The sequence below is a fragment of the Gordonia terrae genome (genome assembly GCF_051789125.1).
GTDB classification, from domain to species: domain Bacteria; phylum Actinomycetota; class Actinomycetes; order Mycobacteriales; family Mycobacteriaceae; genus Gordonia; species Gordonia terrae_A.
Genome location: NZ_CP196526.1, coordinates 5,023,210 through 5,042,929, shown reverse-complemented (window position 1 = coordinate 5,042,929; position 19,720 = coordinate 5,023,210). Strand labels below are relative to the sequence as shown.

The following is a 19,720-nucleotide window of genomic DNA, read 5'->3' as shown; positions in this document are numbered from 1 at the left end:
CGGTGACGTCCACCGTGGTCGACGACACGCTGTTCGCGCAGCTCGATCCGCCGGTACTCGCCGGGTCGGACTGTGCGAGCTGTGCGGTCGTCGCGTTCCCGGCCGTGTCACGGTGTCCGGGCTGTGCCGGCACGGCGGTGTCGCGGGTGTCCCTACCGCGGCGTGGAACGGTGTGGACCTGGACCGAGCAGTCGTTCGCGCCCAAGCCTCCGTTCCGCGTTCCCGACTCGGGCTTCGAGCCCTTCGTCGTGGCGTATGTCGACCTGGGACCTGTCGTGGTGGAGGCCCGGGTCACGTCACCGGTCCAGATCGGCGACGAGGTCGGACTACGACTGCTCGACCTCGGTGACTGCACCACCTTCGCATTCGAGAAGGTCGCGGCATGAGGAGTGCAGACGTCCACATCGTCGGTGCCGGGATGCATGCATTCGGCCGACACGGTGAGGTCACCGGGATGGACATGGGTGAGCTCGCGTTACGGGCGGCCCTCGCCGACGCCGGCCTCGACTGGTCGTCGGTCGACGCGGCCGTCGGCGGTAGCAATGTCTCGGGAAAGCCGGACTCGCTCGTCGCGCGCCTCGGACTCACGGGCATCCCTTTCGTCACCGTCAAGAACGGCTGCGCCACAGGTGGTGTCGCGCTCGCAACAGCAGCCGACATGATCACGTCCGGACGCGCCGATGTCGTGGCCGTGGTCGGATTCGACAAGCACGAACGGGGCGCCTTCGGTTCCGACCCGGCGGCGTACGGTCTCGGACCCTGGTATGCCAGGTCCGGCATGATGGTCACCACCCAGTACTTCGCGATGAAGACGCGCAGGTATTTCCACGTCCATGGGCTCGACGAGTCGTTGCTCGGCGCGGTTGCCGAGCGGGCATTCTCCAACGGCGCCGCGCACCCGATGGCGTGGCGTCGGAAACCGTTGACCGAGCGCGAGATTCTCGCGGCGACGCCGGTGAACAGCCCGCTGACCCAGTACATGTTCTGCTCGCCCGGGGAGGGTGGCGTCGCCTTGATCCTCGCCTCGGGCGACCGCGCGGCCGACCTGTCTGACACACCGGTCCGACTCGCAGCCGCGGAAGTACGGACCCGACGCTTAGGCTCGTTCGAGGTGTTCTCGCCATGGCTGACCTCCGACCCGGTGCACAGCCCCAGCATCGACGCAGCAGCGGCCGCATTCGCGAAGGCGGGGGTGACCCCTTCCGACGTCGACGTCGCCCAGGTGCAGGACACCGACAGCGGATCGGAGATCATCCACCTCGCCGAGACCGGGTTGTGCGGCCACGGCGAACAGGCCGAGATGATCCGCTCCGGGGCAACCGATGTCGATGGAACCACACCGGTGAACACTGATGGCGGTTGTCTCGCCAACGGAGAACCGATCGGCGCTTCCGGCCTGCGTCAGGTGCACGAGGTCGTCCGCCAACTCCAGGGTCGTGCCGAGGGCAAGCAGGTGCCAGGTGCACCACGGGTCGGTTTCACACATGTCTATGGCGCGCCGGGACTGTCGGCGTGCACGGTTCTGACTGTTTGAGGAGGCTGCCGATGTCGGCACCCGCACTGTCGACCACGGACCCGAGCGGGCCGGATCTCGCGACGTTCCGCGCCGAGGTTCGCGAATGGCTCTCCGGCGTTGCGGCACCCAAGTCGGCGGCCCCGTCGGGGCCCGTCGATCTCGCGGTGTTCCGCAACCTGTCCGACGACGAGGAACGTCAACTCCTCGACGCAGCGAGGAAATACCGCCGCAAACGTTTCGACGCCGGTTACGGCGCACTGACACTCGCCGTCGAGCATGGCGGGAGGGGCCTGCCCGCGTCGTATGCGTCAGAGGTCGCCCGCGCCGAACTCGAGTTCGATGTGCCTCCGTCCACCGAACTGATCAGTGTCACGACCGGACTGGTCGGCCCCGCCGTCGCGATGTTCGGCACCGCCGAGCAGCGCGAGGCGTACGCGCGACCACTGCTGCGCACCGACCTCCTCGCGTGTCAGCTGTTCAGCGAGCCGGGCGCCGGCTCCGACCTGGCCTCCCTGTCCTGCCGTGCCGTCCGCGAGGACGACGGTTGGCGCATCGACGGGCAGAAGGTCTGGTCGTCGGGAGCCCGCTTCGCAGATCTGGGCATGCTGCTCGCCCGGACGGACCCCGACCTGCCGAAACACAAGGGCATCACCGCATTCCTGATCCCGCTGGATGCCCCGGGTGTCGAGATCCGGCCGATCCGCCAGATGAGTGGCGGGGCGTCGTTCAACGAGGTCTTCTTGAATGACGTCCGTGTCCCGGACTCCGCCCGTCTCGGTGACGTCGGCCATGGCTGGAAGATCGCCGGTGCGACACTGTCTTTCGAGCGGACCGCGTCGGGATCGGTCACGCGGAAGAAGGGCGGTTCGGTCGACGAGCTGGTCGAACTGGCACGGCGGGTCGGGGCGGCCGAGGATCCGGTCGTCCGTCAGCAGCTCGCTGACGTCTACATCCGGGCCGAATTGCGGAAGGCCACCGCCGATCGGGTGGCGCGTGCCGCCGCGGCAGGGAGATCGCCGGGTCCTGCGGCCTCCGTCGGCAAGTTGATGGCGTCGGATGTTCTCGTGAAGATCGGTGAGATCGCTGGGGATCTCCTCGGCAACGACATCGCGGTGGCGACCGATCCGAGCCGGTTCGCGTGGACCGAACACCTTCTCGGCAGCCCCGGGTACCGACTCGCGGGCGGCACCGACCAGATCCAGCGCAACATCATCGGCGAACGGGTCCTCGGTCTGCCGCCGGAGCCCCGCGCCGACAAGGATCGCCCGTTCTCGGCTCGCGACAAGCGCTGAGGGTGAGGCGTGGGTCGCCGGCCCTTCGGAGGCTCGTCGCACCCAGGCGTCTCGGCTCACCAACCCAGCGTCAGGGCAATCCGTTCCCGGTGGAAAGCGCTGGTGCCGAACAGCTGTGCGTCGGCCCGCGCCCGGCGAAAGTACAGATGTGAGTCGTGTTCCCAGGTGAAGCCGATGCCGCCGTGCAGTTGTAGAGCCTCGGCGGTGACCGTCCGGTAGCTGTCGCCACACCAGGCGCGGGCCAGGGATGCGGCCTCGGCGAGATCGGCGGAGTCGAGGGCGCGTGTGACAGCCGACCGGGACGACTCGACCAGCACCAGCAGGTCCGCGAGCGTGTGTTTCACGGCCTGGAAACTGCCGATCGCGCGGTCGAACTGCCTGCGCTCCTTGACGTAGTCGACCGTCCGGTCGAGGGTGCGCTGAGCTCCGCCGAGTTGCTCGGCGGCCAGGACGAGGCACGTGACGTCGAGAGCGGGCAGGATCACCGATTCCGGCGGACCGGGTACGGGGAGGCGGCGCGTAGGCACACCGGACAGGGTCACCGCGGCGTGTGCTCGGGACAGGTCGAGGGTCGGCAGCGGGGTGGTCGAGACGCCGGGATGAGTGGCGTCGCAGAGGAACAACCCAGCGCCCGTGTCGGTACGTGCGGCCAGGACGAACCATGATGCCCCCGCAGCACCCAGCGCCGAGGCGGCGACACCACTGATCGTCTCCTCGCCGGTTCCGGAGCCCGCATCGACGGCGAACGCGATGTCGTCGGCATCGAACCAACCGTGCCGATCCAGGCCGAGGAAGGCGGCCGGTGCACCTTCGGCGACCTGTGCCAGTGCGTCGCCGGCACCACCGGAGCGGATGAGTACCTGTGCGGCCAGCACCGTGGACAGAAAGGGGACGGGAAGGACGCCGGCACCCAATTCCTCTGCCACGACCAGGAGTTCGGCGAGCCCGCCGAGGCCGCCGCATTCCTCGGGCAGCCCGAGAGCCGCGACGCCGATCTGCTCGGCGAGCAGCGACCACGAGCGACCATCCCAGCCCGGGCCGTCCGGCGCCAGGTCGCGACAGACCGACGCGCCCCCCAGGGAATCGACGGCGTCGCGGACCGCCATGCGCAGGTCGTCGAGTTCGGTTGTCATGGCGATCCTCTCAGTCGGCGGTCAGGACCGCACGGGCGGCGGCCAGACGGGCCACCGGGACCCGTCGAGGCGAGCACGACACGTAGTGCAGACCAACCGAATTCAAGAAGTCGATCGACGACGGGTCGCCGCCATGCTCACCGCACACCCCGAGTTTGATCTCGGGTTTGGTGCTGCGGGCGAGCAACACCGCTCGAGACACGAGCGCGCCGACCCCGTCGGGATCGAGGACCGCGAACGGACTGTCGGAGAGCAGGCCGTGCTCGAGATAGTGTGTCAGCATGGACTTCTCGACATCATCGCGCGAGAAGCCGTAGGTGAGCTGGGTGAGGTCGTTGGTGCCGAACGACAGGAAGTCCGCGTCCTCGGCGAGCGAACCGGCGAGAAGCGCCGCGCGCGGCGTCTCGACCATGCTGCCCACCTTGTAGGGCACCGCCACACCGGTATCGGCGGCCACCGCGGCCGCCGCCTCGTGGACCTGTGCGATCGCACGCGACAGCTCGCCGGGCAGAGACACGAGCGGAATCATCACCTCCAGCTGCGGCGCGAGCCCTTCGGCCTGCACGGTGACCCAGGCGCGGAACAGCGCCTCGGCCTGAGCGGGGTACAGGCGTTTCTGAACCATCGCGAACCGCACGCCGCGGAGACCGAGCATCGGATTCGCCTCGTGTGCGTCGGCGGCACGGCGCGCCTGCGCCTCGTCGCGGTATCGGCCGTCGATGGGTAGGAACTCGTGGAGTGGCGCGTCGAGCAACCGGACGGTGATGGGCCGGTCCCCGACGACGCGCAGCAGCTCGGTGAAGTCGGCCTGCTGCGCGGCCGTCAGCGCGGCGATGGCGTCGAGTTCCTCGGCGTCGGACTCGGCGAGCACGAGTCGTTGGACGAGTGGGAGCTGGTCACCCAGGAATTGGTGTTCGGTGCGGCACAATCCGATTCCCTCGGCACCCAGGCGGAACGCGGTCGCCGCATCCTCGGCGTTGTCGGCGTTGGCACGCACGCCGAGGCGGCGGATGTCGTCGGCCCACCCCAGCAGGCGGTCGAGTTCGGCCGAGGGTTCGGCCGGGCGGATCGTGACCGCACCCCGGTAGACGTGACCGGTCCGGCCGTTGACCGACACCACCTCACCCTCGGACAGTGTCAGGTCACCGTTCGTCACCGTCCCGGCGGCGCGATCGATCCGCAGTTCGGTGGCGCCGCAGACCGCCGGACGCCCGGCGCCTCGCGCGACGACGGCAGCATGCGACGCCAGTCCGCCGTTCGAGGTCAGGACCGCGGTGGCCGCGAGGAGCGCGGGAACGTCGGCCGGGCTGGTCTCGGACGCCACCAGGATCACGTTGCGGCCCTGCGCCGCCCACTGCAGCGCGGTGTCGGCGCTGAGCGCGATCTCACCGGTCGCCGCGCCCGGCGAGGCGGGCAGCCCCCGCGCCACGAGCTGTTCGCCACCGGTCAGTTTGATCTGCGGATGGAGGAGGTCCTGCATCAGATCCGGGTCGAGCATGGCGACGGCCTCGCGACGGCCGATGGCGTGATCGTTGACGAGGTCGACGGCGAGAGTGGTGACCGCCCGTGGTCCGGGGTGTTCGACCGCGCCGGCGCTGAGCAGTGCGAGCTGGCGGTCGCGAACCTCGAACTCGACTTGCGCGACGCCCCGCAGTTGGGGTTCGAGCGTGGCGAAGATCTGGTCGAGGATGGCCGTGCCGCCGGGCATCGCGCCCAGCGGCTCACCGGGGCCGGGGTCGGGGTCGGTGCGGCGCACGCCGAGGTGGAAGACCCCGCTCGGGGCGTACCCGCCGGTCTCGAGGTCGCGGCTCACCGCCGACCCGTACCCCGACTCGTTCCACGAACCGAGACGCAGTGCGCGAAGATGCAAGGCGATGCCGAGGTCGGCGGGCAGCGACAACGCCTTGCGTGCCCGTTGCCCACGCGGCGACGCCCACCGGGCGAGCATCGCCCTGGCAGCGAGCCCGAGTTGTTCGGCCGGATCGGTCGGGAAGGCAGCCCCGGTCGCATCCACGATGAGATCGAGCAGTGCCGGAACGCGTGCGCGGCTGTCGGAGTGGTCGTCGACCACGTCGTCGAGGTCGTCGGGGTCGACACCGAGGGCGTTCTCCGCGATGAAGCGAAGCGTCTCGGCCCATGAGTCGTAGATGTCGCGGTCGCGGCCGATCACGTCGACCAGGGCGTCGACATTGCGCGGGGACAGGCCGATCACCGAGATGGCCGGCGGAAGTGCCGACACCGGTACCGCCGCACTGCACCGCAGGTGCATCAGCATCGGGCGCCGCTCGGTGCGTACGGCAGGCCAGATTCCGCGAACCGCCAGCTTCTCCAGCAGATCGATGGCAACCCCGGCTGTCTCGCGGTTGGCGAGCTCTTCGCCCGCCCCGACCGGGATCGTCAGGCCGGGCACGACCGGCAGACCGAGACCGACCAGGTTGTCCATCTCGACGCCGTGGACGCCGAGGTCCGCCGCGCCGAGACCACGTGCCCGACCCTGACCGTGCGGTACCGCGATCCGGGTGAGCGTGTGTACCGCGCTGTCGGAGAGGGTCATCCGGCTGCGCCCGCGACGAGCTCCTCTTCGAGCGCCTCGTCCTGTGCGCGGGTGAGACCGAGCAACATCAGCACGTGCTGGTGCAGCCACATCCAGACCGTGTGATAGCCGTCGGTCAGCGGTGAGGTGAGCGACGAGGTGTCTCCGTCGTCGAAGCGTTCGAGCGCGACGCGGAGACGGTCGCGGTGATCGAGCAGTTCAGGAGCGATCTTGCCCGAACGGCGCAGGAGCTTGGAGACCTCGGTGTGGATGTCCTCGAGCTGGTCCCGGATCCGGGCGTCGTACTGAGCGTCCGAGTGGTCGTTGGCCGAGCCGTCGGGACGGCACTGCCATGCGGTGCACAGCTCGCGGAGCCGACGGTTGACCGGAAGGAACGCGCGCAGGAAGTCCATCATCGCCTGCTCCTGATCACCGCCCTCGGGGAGCCGTACGAGTCGACCGGCCTCGGCGATTCCCGACGGAGTCGGCATCACCATGGGTCCCTTCGCGACGGCGTGACCGGCGTCGATGACCTCGTGCATCAGAGGAGTCACCGGCCCTCGGTACATGCCCCTGATCACGAGCCCCACCAGCTCGTCCGTTGCGGTCGCCGGTGCCGAGAGGTTGATCGCAAGGTCGTTCATGATGCTCCTGCAGACGAAGATCGGGTCCCGGTCCGGGACGGGGCTGGTGCCGGTGCGCTGTGACAGGACGGCGCGGAGGCCGATGTTGTGACGCTGCTCATAAGTTACCCAAATAGTAGTTCATGTCAAGAAAGTTGGCCAAACTGTGAACAGAGTTATCGAGATGACCTAGTTACTTGACACTGCGTACGCTTAGCGGGCTACTGTCGGTGGTGTGATCGCCACCACTGTCGAGAGTACGGGTGGCAGGAAGGGGTTCGGCGGAATGGGTGAGGCCACGAGGGTCGAGGACCGGGACGAGCTGTACATCGGCGGCAAGTGGGTGCCGTCGGCCTCGGAGGCGAGGATCGATGTGCGCGAGGCCGCGACCGGTGCGACGCTGGCGCGGGTGCCCGACGGCGACGCCGCCGATTGTGACGACGCGGTGGAGGCGGCGACCCTCGCGTTCGACTCGTGGTCGACGGTTCCGGTCCCCGAGCGAGCCGCGGTTCTGCGCATGTTCGCCGACGAGCTCGCGGCACGTGAGGACCAGCTCGCGGAGATGATGACGCGCGAGGTGGGCACACCCATCAACCGTTCGCGGAGCGTGCAGGTGGGCCTCGGGGTCACGGTCTTCCGAACCATGGCCGACGCCCTGGAGGCGCTACCCCTCGAGGAACGCCGGGGCAACTCCCGGATTCTCCGCGTTCCGGCGGGGGTCGTCGGTGCGATAACCCCGTGGAACTATCCCCTCTACCAGCTCGCGGCCAAGGTCGCGCCGGCGCTCGCGGCCGGTTGCACGACGGTCGTCAAGCCGAGCAGCGTCGCCCCGCTCGCGGCCTTCGTCGTCGCCGACATCGCCGACGCCATCGGTCTGCCGGCCGGTGTGCTGAACGTGGTGTCCGGTCCGGGGCGGACGGTCGGTCAGCGGCTGGCCACCAATCCCGGAGTGGACCTCGTGAGCTTGACCGGCTCCACCGGCGCGGGAGCCAAGGTGGCCGAGCTGGCTGCATCCGGGATCAAGAAAGTCACGTTGGAGCTGGGTGGTAAGTCGGCGTTCATCGTGGCGCCGGGCGCCGATCTCGACACGGCTGCAGCGGCCGCGGTCCGGGGTTGCTTCGTCAACAACGGACAGACGTGCGCCGCGACGACGCGTGTGATCGTCGCCCGCGAGGACGTCGCGACGGTCGAGGCACGCCTCGCCGAGCTCGTGGGCGCGATGACCGTCGGCGATCCCCTCGACCCCTCGATCGACGTCGGCCCGATGGCCTCGGCCGCTCAGCAACGGGTCGTCCTCGGATTCCTCGACTCGCTGCCGAAGGGTGCGCGGGTCCTGGTCGGCGGACCGGGTGAGGTCCCGGGCCTCGACGACACGTTGTCCGGCGGCTACTTCGTGCGTCCGACGGTGGTGAGCGGCGTCGACAACTCCGCCGACATCGCACGCGAAGAGGTCTTCGGTCCGGTCCTGACCGTCCTCGAGTACTCGGACGTGAACGAGGCGGTGTCGATCGCGAACGACTCCGACTACGGGCTGTCGGGTGCGGTGTTCGCGGCCGACGACGATGCGGCCGTGGCGATCGCGCGCCGGCTCCGGACCGGGCAGGTGGCGATCAACGGAGGTCGGTTCAACCCGATGGCCCCGTTCGGGGGCATGAAGAAGTCGGGGATCGGCCGTGAGCTCGGGCCCGACGGTCTCGAAGAGTACTTCGAGAAGATCTCGCTGCAGATGCCCGCCTAGCGCGCATCCCATCCGTGAAGGACGATCACCCATGACCTCTGATCACGAGGCGCTGACGTCTCTGCTGGCGCGTTTCGCGCGCGGCATCGACCTGCGCGACTGGGCGCTCTACCGCTCGGTGTTCACCGACGAGATCGAGGTCGACTATTCCAGTTACCGCGCGGGCAACGCCGGCCGCTTCCGTGCCGACGACTGGGTCCAGCGGGGTCGGATGCTGTTTCCCGGCCTCGCCGCATCCCAGCACTTCCTGTCCAACTTCGACATCGATGTCGATTCCTCCGCCGGCACCGGCAGGGTGGTGACCTATGTCCGTGCCGAACACGTGCTGCCGAACAGCGCGGGTGATGCCATGTTCACGATCGGTGGCTACTACACCGACGACGTGGTGCGGGTGGACGGCGAGTGGCGTATCTGCGTCAAACGCCTGACCGTGCTGTGGAATTCGGGCAACCCGCAGGTGTTGACCATGGCCCGCGAACGCGCCGCCAAACACGAGTCAGAGTGAAGTAATTAGAGGAGGTGGCGGGATGGTGCCGGACCGGGTCGTCTCTCTCGCGTCGTTGTCCGCCCTCGCGGTACCGCCGCCGAGGTTTGTCGAGTACGCGGCCGCAGGCGGATTCGATGCCGTGGGTGTGCGGGTCTCCGACGCGGCGGGTCAACGGGGGCACCAGCTCGTCGAGGGATCACGCATGCTGGCCGACACCGTCCTCGCGCTCGACGACCACGGGATGGAGGTCCTCGACGTCGAGGTGGTGAAACTCCATCCCGGATCTTCCCGGAGTGATTGGGAGCCGGTCCTGTTCGCAGGCGCGGAACTCGGTGCGCGGTTCGTGATCGCCACCGTCCTCGACGACGATCGCAACAGGGCTGTGGACAATCTGGCGTCGCTGTCCGCAGCGGCTGCAGACCATGGCCTGCGCTGCTGCCTCGAGCCCATGGTGTTCAGTGCGGTACGCGACCTCCGTGCCGGCCGGAAGATGGTCGAGCAGGCCGCAGCAGCGTCGGCTCCGGCCGGACTCCTCGTCGATGCGCTGCACTGGTCGCGTGCGGGCGGCGACGTGACGGAGCTCGAGGCCGGCGTGCGCGATGGCCGGATTCCCTACTGGCAGTTGTGCGATGCCCGCGTCACCGGACCGGCGCGCAACGACAACGCCGCGATCGCCGAGGCGCGCGGGAATCGGTTGGCACCTGGAGCGGGCGCGTTGCCTCTGATGTGGCTCGCGAGCACCCTCGGATCGCAGACGCCGATCAGCGTCGAGGTGCCCTCGGCGCGCGGCGACGCCGATCCTCGTCGATGGGCGATGGAGCTCGGTTCGGCGACTCGTCGGCTGCTGTCACGGGTGCCGGCGGACACGCCCCTGACGACCACAGCACGATCCGCAGCCGCACAATCCGACATCACGAAAGTTCCCTCATGACAACACATGTGAAGAGACCCTTCCGTTTCGCCGCTCAGGTGTACCGGTCGGGGACCGGTGCGCAATGGCGAGAGACCGCGCGAAAGGCGGAGGCGCTCGGATACTCGGCCCTCCACGTCTCGGACCATTACATCGGCCCGGGTCCCGCGCTCGATCCCACCGCGCACCGGCCGGTCACCCTCGCTCCGATCGCGAGCATGGCGATCGCCGCGGAGGTGACCGACGACCTGGTGATCGGATGCCGGATGTTCTGCACCAGCTATCACGAGCCGGTGGTCCTCGCGAAAGAGGCTGCCACACTGGCGATGTTCGCGCCGGGGCGGATCGAGGTGGGCTTGGGTGCGGGATGGCTCGGCGCCGAGTACGAGGCGATGGGTGTGCCGTTCCCGTCCGCCGGCGAGCGCATCGACCGGCTCGCCGCGACAGTCGAACTGTGTCGGCAGCAATTCGCCGGCGAGACCATCGACGTCGACCGGGGAGGTGTGCGCGCCTGTGGATTCGAGCCGCTGCCGGTGCCGGAGACGGTGCCGCCCATCATGATCGGCGGTGGTGCTCGGCGGGTCCTGACCCTGGCGGGGGCGACAGCCGACATCGTCAGCATCAATTTCAACAACCGTTCCGGGAAGCTCGGTTCCGACAGTGTGGCGACATCCACGGTGGATGAGACCCACAAGAAGCTCGAGTGGGTCCGGGCCGGGGCGGGCGACCGGATGTCGCAGATCGAGCTGGAGACCGGGGCGTACTTCGTGGCCATCGAGGGTGCCACGGACGTCAGCGAGGCGGCACTGATCGAACGCACCGGATTCACGTCCACCGAACTCCGGTCGTTCCCGCACGCGCTCGTCGGTTCGGTCGACGACATCTGCGAGCAGCTGGAGCAACGGCGCGACGAGTTCGGCTTCTCCTATTTCACCATCGGCGATCGCGCGTTCGAGGAGTTCGCACCGATCGTCGCGCGCATGACCGGGAAGTGAGACAACGAATGACCATCACGAGAGAACCGGCTCGCTACGTCCGCGTGTCCGACCCCGGAGTGCTCGAGACGACCCCGGAGACCGATGTGGAGCCCGGCGCAGGCGAGGTGATCGTGGACATCGGGTTCTGCGGAATCTGCGCCACCGACACCCATGGGTACCAGTCGGCGGGCCTGCCGCCCGCGGTGTTCGGACACGAGTGGATGGGAACGGTCGCCGCGGTGGGCTCGGGCGTCACGCATCTGCGGCCGGGGCAGCGGGTCATCGCCGGGGTAGGCCCCGCATGCGGCATCTGTGCCCAGTGCCGAGCCGGCCACGCCGACAACTGCGACCTCGCCTTCGCGGAGGCGAACGGCATCTCGCCGGGCGCGGCGGTCCACGGAGGGTTCGCGGATCGTCTTCGGGTCTCGGCGCGGCGCGCGATCCCGGTACCCGAAGCTCTTTCGGACGTCGAGGCCGCCCTGATGGAACCGGCCACGGTCACCTACCACGCGGTGCGCCGCGCGCGGGTGCCACTGGGTGCGACCGTCGTGGTGCAGGGGGCAGGACCCATCGGGCTGCTCACCGCGCAGCATGCACGGGCCGCCGGTGCAGGCCGGATCGTCGTGTCCGAACCGTCTTCCGCACGCCGAGAAGCGGCGACTGCGCTCGGGTTCACCGATGTCCTGGCCCCGGAGAGCCTCGGTGACCGGTTGGCCGAGCTGACAACCGGTCTCGGCGCCGACGTCGTCTTCGAGTGCTCGGGCGTGGCGTCGCTGCTGCAGCCGAGCGCCGAACTCGTCCGCCGCGGCGGGACGCTGGCACTGCTCGGTTACCCGGGGACCGACTCCTCGGTCAGTTACGGGGACTGGCAGAGCCGCGAACTCACGGTGATCGGATCGCTCGCCTACACGCACTCGGACTTCGTCGGGGCCATGACGCTGGTGGCCGAGGGACGGATCGACCTGGAGTCGCTGCACACCGGGACCATCGGGCTCGGCGACCTCGAATCGATGTTCGCCGAACTCGATTCGGGCCGTAGCGCACACACGAAGGTACTCGTCGATCCCCGCCGTTGACCTTCGTCGCGGTGTCGCAGACAGGGTGTCGTCGTCAGAAGACCGAGATGTCGAGACGTCGGCGACCCCTGACCGTGTCGGAGACCGCATCGACATTCGGCGCCACAGCCGGTTGGCTCAGCATCCCGACCGTCATCGCCGTGATCGTGGCCTGTGACGGCCGTGGCGATGCCTGTCGTGGTCGCGCCGCGGCACGGGACTCGTGATCTGCGATCAGCGCGAACAACGCGCTGCTGGTTGCGGACAGCCTCTCGGCGCGCTCGTCTTCGGAGAGATGGGTGAGGGTGTCGGACAGCATCGACACCAGCATCCGAGTCGCCGGCCAGTGGTCGAGATTCCGTGCTGTCGATACGTCGGGATGGGTACGGACCCGGTCCAGGAAACGGGCGTAGTGGGTTGAACCCTGCTCGTAGGGAACCGTGAACATCGGTGCCACCAGTACCTCGACAAGGTCCGCCAGTCGCCGGTCGGTTCGGCGGGCGTCGGGGAGGTCGGCGAGCATCGCCATGCGGGCGCGATCCATGCCGTCCTGCCGGCGTTCGACGATGGCGACGATGAGACCTTCGCGGGAACCGAAGTGGTAGTGCACCGCCGAGTTGTTGCGCTGCCCGGCTGCCACCGCGATGTCGCGCAACGGGGCGTCGGGGCCACGCTCGGCCACGAGGCGTTCTCCGGCCAGCAGGAGTCGTTCCCGGCCGCCGGTGTCACCTGTCACGCCGCGAGCCTACCGATCATCAAGGTTGTTTACACAATTAATCACGTGTGCTTAACTCCGGACATGAGGAGATACAGGTGACCGACGACGTGCGGCAGATCGACACCGGCCCAGACTTCGAGCGGTACGCGCGGGGGTGGCACTGCCTCGGCCTGGCCGACTCGTTCCGCGACGGGTGTCCGCATTCCGTCGACGCATTCGGCACTCGCCTCGTCGTGTTCGAGGATGGTTCGGGCGTCATAAGGGTGCTCGATGCCTACTGCCGTCACATGGGCGCCGATCTCGGGATGGGATCTGTGCGCGACGGCCTCCTGGCGTGCCCGTTCCACGGTTGGCGATGGGACGGCGCCACCGGGCGATGTGCCGATGTCCCCTATGCCAAGAGGCGACCCAAGCTGGCACGCACCCGGCGCTGGCTGACAGCGGAGGTCAACGGACAACTGCTCGTCTGGCACGACGTCGAGAACCAGCCGCCCGATCCGGCGTGGCTCCCACCCACGATCGCGGGTTTCGACGAAGGGGAGTGGAGCGAATGGGCTTGGCGGAGTGAGCTCATCGAGGGATCGCATTGCCGGGAGATCGTCGACAACAACGTCGACATGGCTCACTTCTTCTACATCCATCACGCCTATCCCACATACTTCGCCAACGTGATCGACGGACACACAGCCAGCCAACTGATGCACTCGAAGTCTCGCGAGGACATCTTCGGCGACTCGAAGTATTATCACCCGGATTCACTGTTGCGTTCGGAAGCAACATATTTCGGTCCCGCCTACATGATCAACTGGTTGCACAACGACATCGGTGACGGCGGGACGATCGAGGTCGTGCTGACCAATGCCCACTATCCGGTGACCCAGGACTCGTTCGTGCTGCAGTGGGGGGTGGCGGTCCAGAAAGTGCCCGGCCTGACCGAAGATCAGACGGCTCGGATGGCAGAGGCGTTCTCCACCAAGTTCTCCGAGGGATTCCTGGAGGACGTCGAGGTCTGGCGACACAAGACCCGGATCGACAACCCGTTGCTGACAGAGGAGGACGGGCCCGTCTATCAACAGCGCCGATGGTACGAGCAGTTCTATGTCGACAGGGCCGATGTCACCTCCGACATGACCGATCGCTATGAGTGCGAGGTCGATGTCACCCACGCGCGTGGCGAATGGGACGAGGAGATCCGCCGCAACATGGCGGAGCGCCGGCGCCTGGCATCGCTTGGCGCGCGCTGATGGGTGCACTCGACGGCAAGGTCGCGGTCGTCACGGGTGCATCGTCGGGACTCGGCGCCGCCACGGCCCGACTGCTCGCGGAGCGCGGCGCGACGGTCGTCGGGGTGGCCCGCGACCGTGACCGGCTCGCCGAGGTGTTCGCCGAGATTCAGTCCGGGGTCTACACGATCGCAGATGTCGCGGACCCTGAGGCGTGTCGTGCCGCGATCGACTACGCCCTCGAAACGTGTGGCGGTGTCGACGCACTCGTCAACGTGGCCGGTTCGCACACCATGCGCCGCACCGAGGGGCTCAGCGACGCGGAATGGTCCCACGATCTCGCCGTGAATCTCGACGGCCCGTTCTTTCTCTGTCGTGCCGCGCTCCCGCATCTCCTCGCGCGCGCCGGCAGCATCGTGAACGTCGCATCGATCGCCGGTGTCGAAGGGCAGGCGTACTCCGCTGGGTACTGCGCCGCGAAGCACGGGCTGATCGGACTCACGCGAGCGTTGGCGGTGGAGTTCACCGCGGACCGTTTGCGCGTCAACGCTGTGTGCCCCGGCGGTATGGACACCCCGCAGGTCCGGGAGTTCAGCGCCCCCGAGGGGGCGGACTTCGACCTGATTCTCCGGGCGGCATCGCCGCGAGGATTGATGGACCCGCGACAGGTGGCGACGCTGATCGCTTACCTGGTCGGTGATGATGCCGCCGCCGTCCACGGTGCGGTGTATCGCGTCGACAACGGCAAGGGTGCCGGATGACCGGGTCGGTCCCGAACGCGCGACTGGTGTCGTCGATGGCAACGGTCGAGCGGTGCGCCGCTGTGCAGCTCTTGTGAATCGGGGAGTTCAGGCGGGTGCGTCCACGCGCGGGGGAACCGTCTGCCCGCTTCCGCATGTGGCGCCACCGTCGACCGGGATCGTCGTACCGGTGACGAAGGAGGCCAGGGGAGAGGCGAGAAATGCGATGACCTCGGCGACCTCGTCGGCGGTCCCCCACCGCTGCAGCGGGACCATCCGGCGCAGCGACTCATAGCGTTCCGGTGTGTTCACCGCGATCCGCCGCGTCATCCCGGTCTCGATCGGGCCGGGACACACCGAGTTGACCCGGATGAGGTCTCCGGCGAGGTCGATCGCCAGGGAACGAGCGAGGTTCACCACCCCGGCCTTGGCGGCCGCGTAGGGCCACCGGTTCGGTTCCCCGCCGAGCGCGGTTGCCGACGCCGTCACCACGACCGAGCCTCCCCCGCTCCGACGGAAGGCGGGAATCGCCTCCCGCACACCGAGAACCACCGATCGCAGGTTCACCTCGATGGATCGGTCGAAGACGTCGAGGTCGAGGGTCTCGATCGACCCGGAGGCCGGCACCCCGGCGTTGAGGATCAGCGCGTCGAGACGGCCGAACCTCTGCTCGGCGGTCTCGACGGCGGCCCGGTTGTCGTCGACGGACGTGACGTCCCCGACGACCGGGGCGATCTGCGAGTGGTTGTCGAACCGGTCGAGTGCTTCCGCGGAGGTGTCCACCGCGACGACGGAACCGCCGCGCGCGACGAGCAGTTCGGTCACGGACCGTCCGATACCCGAGCCGGCGCCGGTGACGACCGCGACCACACCGGCTCCGGTCACTCGGACCCCATCTCGATGATCGCGCGGCCGACGATCTCTCCGCGTGCCAGCGCCTGATAGGCCTCGTCGACGTTGTCGAGGCGGTAACGACGTGTGATCACCCGCTCGGGTTCGACGATCCCGCCGGCCACCATGCGCAGCAGGGCGGGCATGTCCCGGCGAGCCTTGGCCCCGTAGGAGCCGCGGATCTGGAGACTGCGCCGGACGAGCCGGGCCAGGTCGATCTCGCCGGGCGAGCCGGCGGGTGCGATACCCACGACGACGGCGCGGCCGCCGTCGTCGAGGATGTCGAGCGCGGTCGCGAACGTGCTCGGGTGCCCGAGTGCCTCGAACGCGACGTCGACTCCGTGGCCGTCGGTCAGCGCGCGGACCTCTGCGACGACATCGGTGTCCCGGGAGTTGACCGTGTGGGTGGCGCCGAGCGCCGCCACGGCTTTCAGCTTGTCGTCGTTGACGTCGATCGCGATGATCTGGGCGACGCCCGCGGCCGCGGCGAACTGCACGATCGACGAACCCACACCGCCGGCTGCCACGACGGCGATGCGGTCGGCCAGATGTAGTTCCGCGTTGTTGACCGCGCCGAGCGCGGTGAACGAACTGCACCCGAGGATCGACACCTCACCGAGTCCGACACCGTCGGGGACGACGAAGGCGTCCGAGGCGGGAACCACGCAGTACTCCGCGAGCCCGCCCATCGAGTACATCGCCAGCGGGCTGCCGTCGGCGCGCTGAAGGCGGGTCTCGCCGTCGTACAGCGTCCCGTTGAGTCGGTTGTGCGCGAAGAACTTCTCGCACAGGTCGTCCATTCCGCGCGCACAGTGCCGGCATTCGCCACACGGCATGATGAAGCTGCAGACGACGCGGTCGCCGACCGCCAGCGAGTCGACGCCGTCACCGAGCGCTTCCACCACACCGGAGACCTCGTGCCCGAGAACGGCCGGGGCCGGGAACTTCACCTCGGACTTCAGCACGTGCAGGTCGGTGTGGCAGACCCCGCATGCGGTGACCTTGAGCAGGATCTCCCCGCGACGCGGCGTCGGGCGCGGGATCTCCTCGACGGTCAGTGTCGGCGAATCGCCCTCGAAGACGGCGGCTTTCATGATGCGTTCTCCTTCTGCTCCCGGGCGGCCGGGCCGGTCGCGTCGTTCGCGAGCCGGATCAGCGGCGCGAGTCGCTCGGGCATCCTGGCCCAGTCGTCCGACGACCGGATGTCGTCGGAGAAATTGCATTCGATGATGAAATGATCGGCACCCACCGCGACCGCGGTCTCGATGTCGGCGGCGACGCCGTCGAGTCCCTGGCCCCCCGAACCCACCGGGTCGGTGGGGCGCTGGAGGTAGGAACGCAGGTACAGACGCACCGGCGCCCGGTCGGCCGGTCGCTGTGCGGCCATGGCGTCGAGCTGCTCGCGTAGAGCATCGACGGTCCCGCTGCTGGGATTCCAGATGTCGAAAAGCGCTGCAGTGCGGGCGAGACCACGTGCCGAGCGTAACCCGGAGAGCAGCGGTGGGTGGGGAGTCTGGACCGGTTTCGGGCGCACCGTCGACCTCGGGATCTGGAAGAAGTCACCCGTGAACTCCACCGGGTCGGGACCCCAGCACGCCTGGACGGCGCGCACCAGCTCGTCCATCCGGCGACCCCGGGTACGGGGATCGACGTCCATGAGGCGATGTTCCTCGTCGGACCAGCCGACGCCGAGCCCGGCGACGAGACGCCCGCCGGAGAGCACGTCGAGGGTGGCCAACCGCTGGGCGAGTTCGACGGGCCGGTGGTAGCCGGCCACGAGGATGCTGCTGCCGATCAGCGCGCGCTCGGTGCAGGCGGCGACGAAGGCCATCAGTTCGGTGGCCCCGAGCACCGACCGGTAGGCCGGGTGGACCGACGTGGTGTGGCGGCCGCCGTACACGGAACTGTTCTGCTCGGAATAGAAGAGGTGTTCCTGCGCCCACAGGCCGGTGACACCGAGTTCCTCGGCGGCCACCGCGAAGTCGCGCACCGCCGCGACGTCGACATGTTCACCGAGCTGGGGGAGCGCGAGGCCGACGGTCGGCATCAGAGGATCGTGACCTGGCCGGTGGTGCCGTCGACCTCGATCATCGCGCCGTCCGGGATACGGGCGGTGGCGTCCTGAACCGATACCGCACAGGGGATTCCGAGCTCGCGGCACACGATGGACGAGTGCGTGATGGTGGCGCCGACATTGACCACGACGCCGCCCGCGAACACGAACAGCGGTGTCCACGCCGGGTCGGTCTGCGGTGCGACCAGGATGTCGCCTTCCTCGAGCTGCTCGGCTTGGTAGGGGTCGTGCAGGATGCGGGCGCGCCCACGTGCCACCCCGGGAGCGCCGCCGACGCCGGTGAGGACATCTCCGGGAACCGCCGGGTCCACCCGTTGACCGGTGCGACGGGGCCACTGCGACAGCGGCAGCGGTTCGAACAGGAAGAACGGTGGTTGCAGGTCGAACAGCGCGAGGTACTGGTCCCGTCGCTCTGCGATGGTGGCGGAGAAGGACTCCGGATCGGCGACGAACTGCTCGAGCTCGTCGTCGACGAGCATGGTGATGTCGTGGTGATCGTCCATCACGCCGCGCTCGACCATCCGTGAGCCGAGTTCGTAGAGCGCGCCGCGCATCTCGCCCATGATCTTGACGCAGGCGGTCTTGGTCCGTTCGCGCCAGGGCATGAACTTGGTGATGGACTTCGCCGCGTTCAGGAACGCCGTCGTCGTCTGGGCGTCGGGCATCTTCTCGGCGAGCTCGGCGGTGAGCGCGACGCGCTTCTCCTGGTTGCGGCGCAGGATGAGCTCGGGGTCGGCCTCGGCCGGGCTGTTGCGCATGCCGTTGATGGCCATCAGGGCGAGAACGGGTTTCGTCTCCCAGCTGTCGGAGCGAATGTCCCACTCGTTGGGTGCGCGGGATCCGTACCGGTGGAGGAAGTCGTCGAACTGGTCCTGGAATCCCTTGGCGTCGGCGGTCTCGCTGGACGCAATGGTGTCGAGCGCCGAAGCCAACCCGGAATCGAAGATCGCGGTCAGTTCGGCAGAGCCCGCGACCAGGCGTCCGAGCTTCCACATCGCGTACGACGGTGCGGCCGAGTCGACACCGCCCAGCCCGCTGAGCAGGTCACCCAGCTTGTCGGCCTGGCCGATGCTCGCGAGCAGTTCCCCGGCGACGGCCGGGCCCATCGTCGACAGCGTCGTGGTGACGGGATGGTAGGCGTAGCAGTAGATGAGGTCCGGCAGCAGCGACCTCGCGTGTTCGACGAGTTCGGCGTCGGACAGGGCTGCGAAGTCGGGCCGCTGCTCACGTGCGGTGTCGGCCCGGCGCTTGGCCTCCTCGGCCTCCGGAAAGGTGTCGGTGGTGAGTGCCCAGGCGGTCTTCTCGGCGAGGCCCGCGGTCAGTTCGGCGTTCTCGTCGCCGGGCTTGGGCTGGTACTCGGGGATGTCGGGGTGGTCGCCGACCCACAGGCTGTTCCACACGGGCACGGTGAGTCCCGGGAGTCGGGCGCCGTTCAGTTCGGTCATCGAGAAGTTCGTGTAGTGGTAGCCGCCGAAGTTGCCGATGATCTCCGGCATGACCTCGTCGATCTCCTCAGGCAGATGCGTGCCGAGGTGCTCGGTGTAACCCTCGCGCCACCCGATGTTGAGGCCCTTGTTCCAGACCATCGTGACGTTCAGGGGACTCGACGGGTCCGGAAGGACCTCGCCCGCATTGGCCCGGGTGTAGACGGGGTATCGGCTGCTGAACTCCCAGTCGGTGATCCAGCGGTCGATCCCGACCGGTCCCGCGGACTGATCACTCATGGTTCCTCCTCGATCGAGGTGACGAGATGTATGTCAAGTCACACTATAGAAAGCTGACGTCGATGGAAACATGTACAGAGATATTC

18 protein-coding genes are annotated in these 19,720 nt (G+C 68.3%); 10 read left to right on the top strand and 8 right to left on the bottom strand.

The features are described 5' to 3' along the window. Positions 1–2 precede the first annotated feature (2 nt). Genes ACSUZC_RS22960 through ACSUZC_RS22950 form a run of 3 tightly spaced genes read left to right on the top strand, consistent with a single transcriptional unit; the run spans position 3 to position 2,808 of the window. Positions 3–386 (top strand): Zn-ribbon domain-containing OB-fold protein, encoded by a 384-nt coding sequence (locus ACSUZC_RS22960; RefSeq protein ID WP_439030742.1) that lies wholly within the window; start codon positions 3–5, stop codon positions 384–386. After that, positions 383–1,534, top strand: a complete 1,152-nt coding sequence (locus ACSUZC_RS22955; protein WP_439030741.1) for a thiolase family protein — start codon at positions 383–385, stop codon at positions 1,532–1,534. The genes ACSUZC_RS22960 and ACSUZC_RS22955 overlap by 4 nt, the downstream gene beginning before the upstream one ends. A gap of 11 nt (positions 1,535–1,545) precedes the next feature. Next, positions 1,546–2,808 (top strand): acyl-CoA dehydrogenase family protein, encoded by a 1,263-nt coding sequence (locus ACSUZC_RS22950; RefSeq protein WP_439030740.1) that lies wholly within the window; start codon positions 1,546–1,548, stop codon positions 2,806–2,808. A gap of 56 nt (positions 2,809–2,864) precedes the next feature. Here ACSUZC_RS22950 and ACSUZC_RS22945 read toward each other — a convergent pair whose 3' ends face one another. From ACSUZC_RS22945 to ACSUZC_RS22935, 3 genes are read right to left on the bottom strand one after another with little or no spacing between them, the layout of a single operon-like run. Next, complete coding sequence (locus ACSUZC_RS22945; RefSeq protein ID WP_439030739.1) at positions 2,865–3,941, bottom strand: acyl-CoA dehydrogenase family protein; 1,077 nt, start codon at positions 3,939–3,941, stop codon at positions 2,865–2,867. A gap of 10 nt (positions 3,942–3,951) precedes the next feature. Next, a complete protein-coding gene (locus ACSUZC_RS22940; protein WP_439030738.1) occupies positions 3,952–6,495 on the bottom strand; it encodes a putative PEP-binding protein in 2,544 nt (847 codons plus the stop codon). After that, positions 6,492–7,118 carry a hypothetical protein gene (locus ACSUZC_RS22935; RefSeq protein ID WP_439030737.1) on the bottom strand — a complete coding sequence of 209 codons (627 nt, stop codon included), beginning with the start codon at positions 7,116–7,118 and terminating at the stop codon, positions 6,492–6,494. The genes ACSUZC_RS22940 and ACSUZC_RS22935 overlap by 4 nt, the downstream gene beginning before the upstream one ends. Positions 7,119–7,383: 265 nt before the next feature. Here ACSUZC_RS22935 and ACSUZC_RS22930 point away from each other — a divergent pair, with 265 nt between their 5' ends. The 5 genes from ACSUZC_RS22930 to ACSUZC_RS22910 are packed head-to-tail and all read left to right on the top strand — an operon-like array spanning position 7,384 to position 12,285. Continuing rightward, positions 7,384–8,835: an aldehyde dehydrogenase family protein gene (locus tag ACSUZC_RS22930; protein ID WP_439033209.1), complete on the top strand. Its 1,452-nt coding sequence runs from the start codon at positions 7,384–7,386 to the stop codon at positions 8,833–8,835. 31 nt (positions 8,836–8,866) lie between these two features. Next, positions 8,867–9,340 carry a nuclear transport factor 2 family protein gene (locus ACSUZC_RS22925; RefSeq protein ID WP_439030736.1) on the top strand — a complete coding sequence of 158 codons (474 nt, stop codon included), beginning with the start codon at positions 8,867–8,869 and terminating at the stop codon, positions 9,338–9,340. A gap of 22 nt (positions 9,341–9,362) precedes the next feature. Beyond that, complete coding sequence (locus ACSUZC_RS22920; RefSeq protein ID WP_439030735.1) at positions 9,363–10,253, top strand: sugar phosphate isomerase/epimerase family protein; 891 nt, start codon at positions 9,363–9,365, stop codon at positions 10,251–10,253. Further along, entirely contained in the window at positions 10,250–11,227 is a 978-nt protein-coding gene (locus tag ACSUZC_RS22915; protein ID WP_439030734.1) for a TIGR03621 family F420-dependent LLM class oxidoreductase, read from the top strand. Before ACSUZC_RS22920 ends, ACSUZC_RS22915 begins: the two co-directional genes overlap by 4 nt. An 8-nt stretch (positions 11,228–11,235) precedes the next feature. Continuing rightward, positions 11,236–12,285 (top strand): zinc-dependent alcohol dehydrogenase, encoded by a 1,050-nt coding sequence (locus ACSUZC_RS22910; protein ID WP_439030733.1) that lies wholly within the window; start codon positions 11,236–11,238, stop codon positions 12,283–12,285. Between the two features lie 34 nt (positions 12,286–12,319). Here the strand turns inward: ACSUZC_RS22910 and ACSUZC_RS22905 are convergent, their stop codons facing one another. Next, positions 12,320–13,000 (bottom strand): TetR family transcriptional regulator, encoded by a 681-nt coding sequence (locus ACSUZC_RS22905; protein WP_439030732.1) that lies wholly within the window; start codon positions 12,998–13,000, stop codon positions 12,320–12,322. A 77-nt stretch (positions 13,001–13,077) separates the two neighbouring features. On the opposite strand from ACSUZC_RS22905, the gene ACSUZC_RS22900 reads away from it, so the two are divergent. Both ACSUZC_RS22900 and ACSUZC_RS22895 read left to right on the top strand, forming a co-directional pair. After that, positions 13,078–14,226: a Rieske 2Fe-2S domain-containing protein gene (locus ACSUZC_RS22900; RefSeq protein ID WP_439030731.1), complete on the top strand. Its 1,149-nt coding sequence runs from the start codon at positions 13,078–13,080 to the stop codon at positions 14,224–14,226. After that, positions 14,226–14,966, top strand: coding sequence for an SDR family NAD(P)-dependent oxidoreductase (locus ACSUZC_RS22895; RefSeq protein ID WP_439030730.1), 741 nt, complete (start codon positions 14,226–14,228; stop codon positions 14,964–14,966). Before ACSUZC_RS22900 ends, ACSUZC_RS22895 begins: the two co-directional genes overlap by 1 nt. Positions 14,967–15,053: 87 nt before the next feature. Here ACSUZC_RS22895 and ACSUZC_RS22890 read toward each other — a convergent pair whose 3' ends face one another. From ACSUZC_RS22890 to ACSUZC_RS22875, 4 genes are read right to left on the bottom strand one after another with little or no spacing between them, the layout of a single operon-like run. Beyond that, positions 15,054–15,830, bottom strand: a complete 777-nt coding sequence (locus tag ACSUZC_RS22890) for an SDR family NAD(P)-dependent oxidoreductase (RefSeq protein WP_439030729.1) — start codon at positions 15,828–15,830, stop codon at positions 15,054–15,056. After that, positions 15,827–16,930 carry a zinc-binding dehydrogenase gene (locus tag ACSUZC_RS22885; protein WP_439030728.1) on the bottom strand — a complete coding sequence of 368 codons (1,104 nt, stop codon included), beginning with the start codon at positions 16,928–16,930 and terminating at the stop codon, positions 15,827–15,829. Before ACSUZC_RS22885 ends, ACSUZC_RS22890 begins: the two co-directional genes overlap by 4 nt. Then, the gene (locus ACSUZC_RS22880; protein ID WP_439030727.1) at positions 16,927–17,883 is read right to left on the bottom strand and encodes a TIGR03619 family F420-dependent LLM class oxidoreductase; all 957 of its coding nucleotides are present in this window, start codon (positions 17,881–17,883) and stop codon (positions 16,927–16,929) included. The genes ACSUZC_RS22885 and ACSUZC_RS22880 overlap by 4 nt, the downstream gene beginning before the upstream one ends. Continuing rightward, positions 17,883–19,634, bottom strand: a complete 1,752-nt coding sequence (locus ACSUZC_RS22875; RefSeq protein ID WP_439030726.1) for a PEP-utilizing enzyme — start codon at positions 19,632–19,634, stop codon at positions 17,883–17,885. Before ACSUZC_RS22875 ends, ACSUZC_RS22880 begins: the two co-directional genes overlap by 1 nt. Positions 19,635–19,720 lie beyond the last annotated feature (86 nt).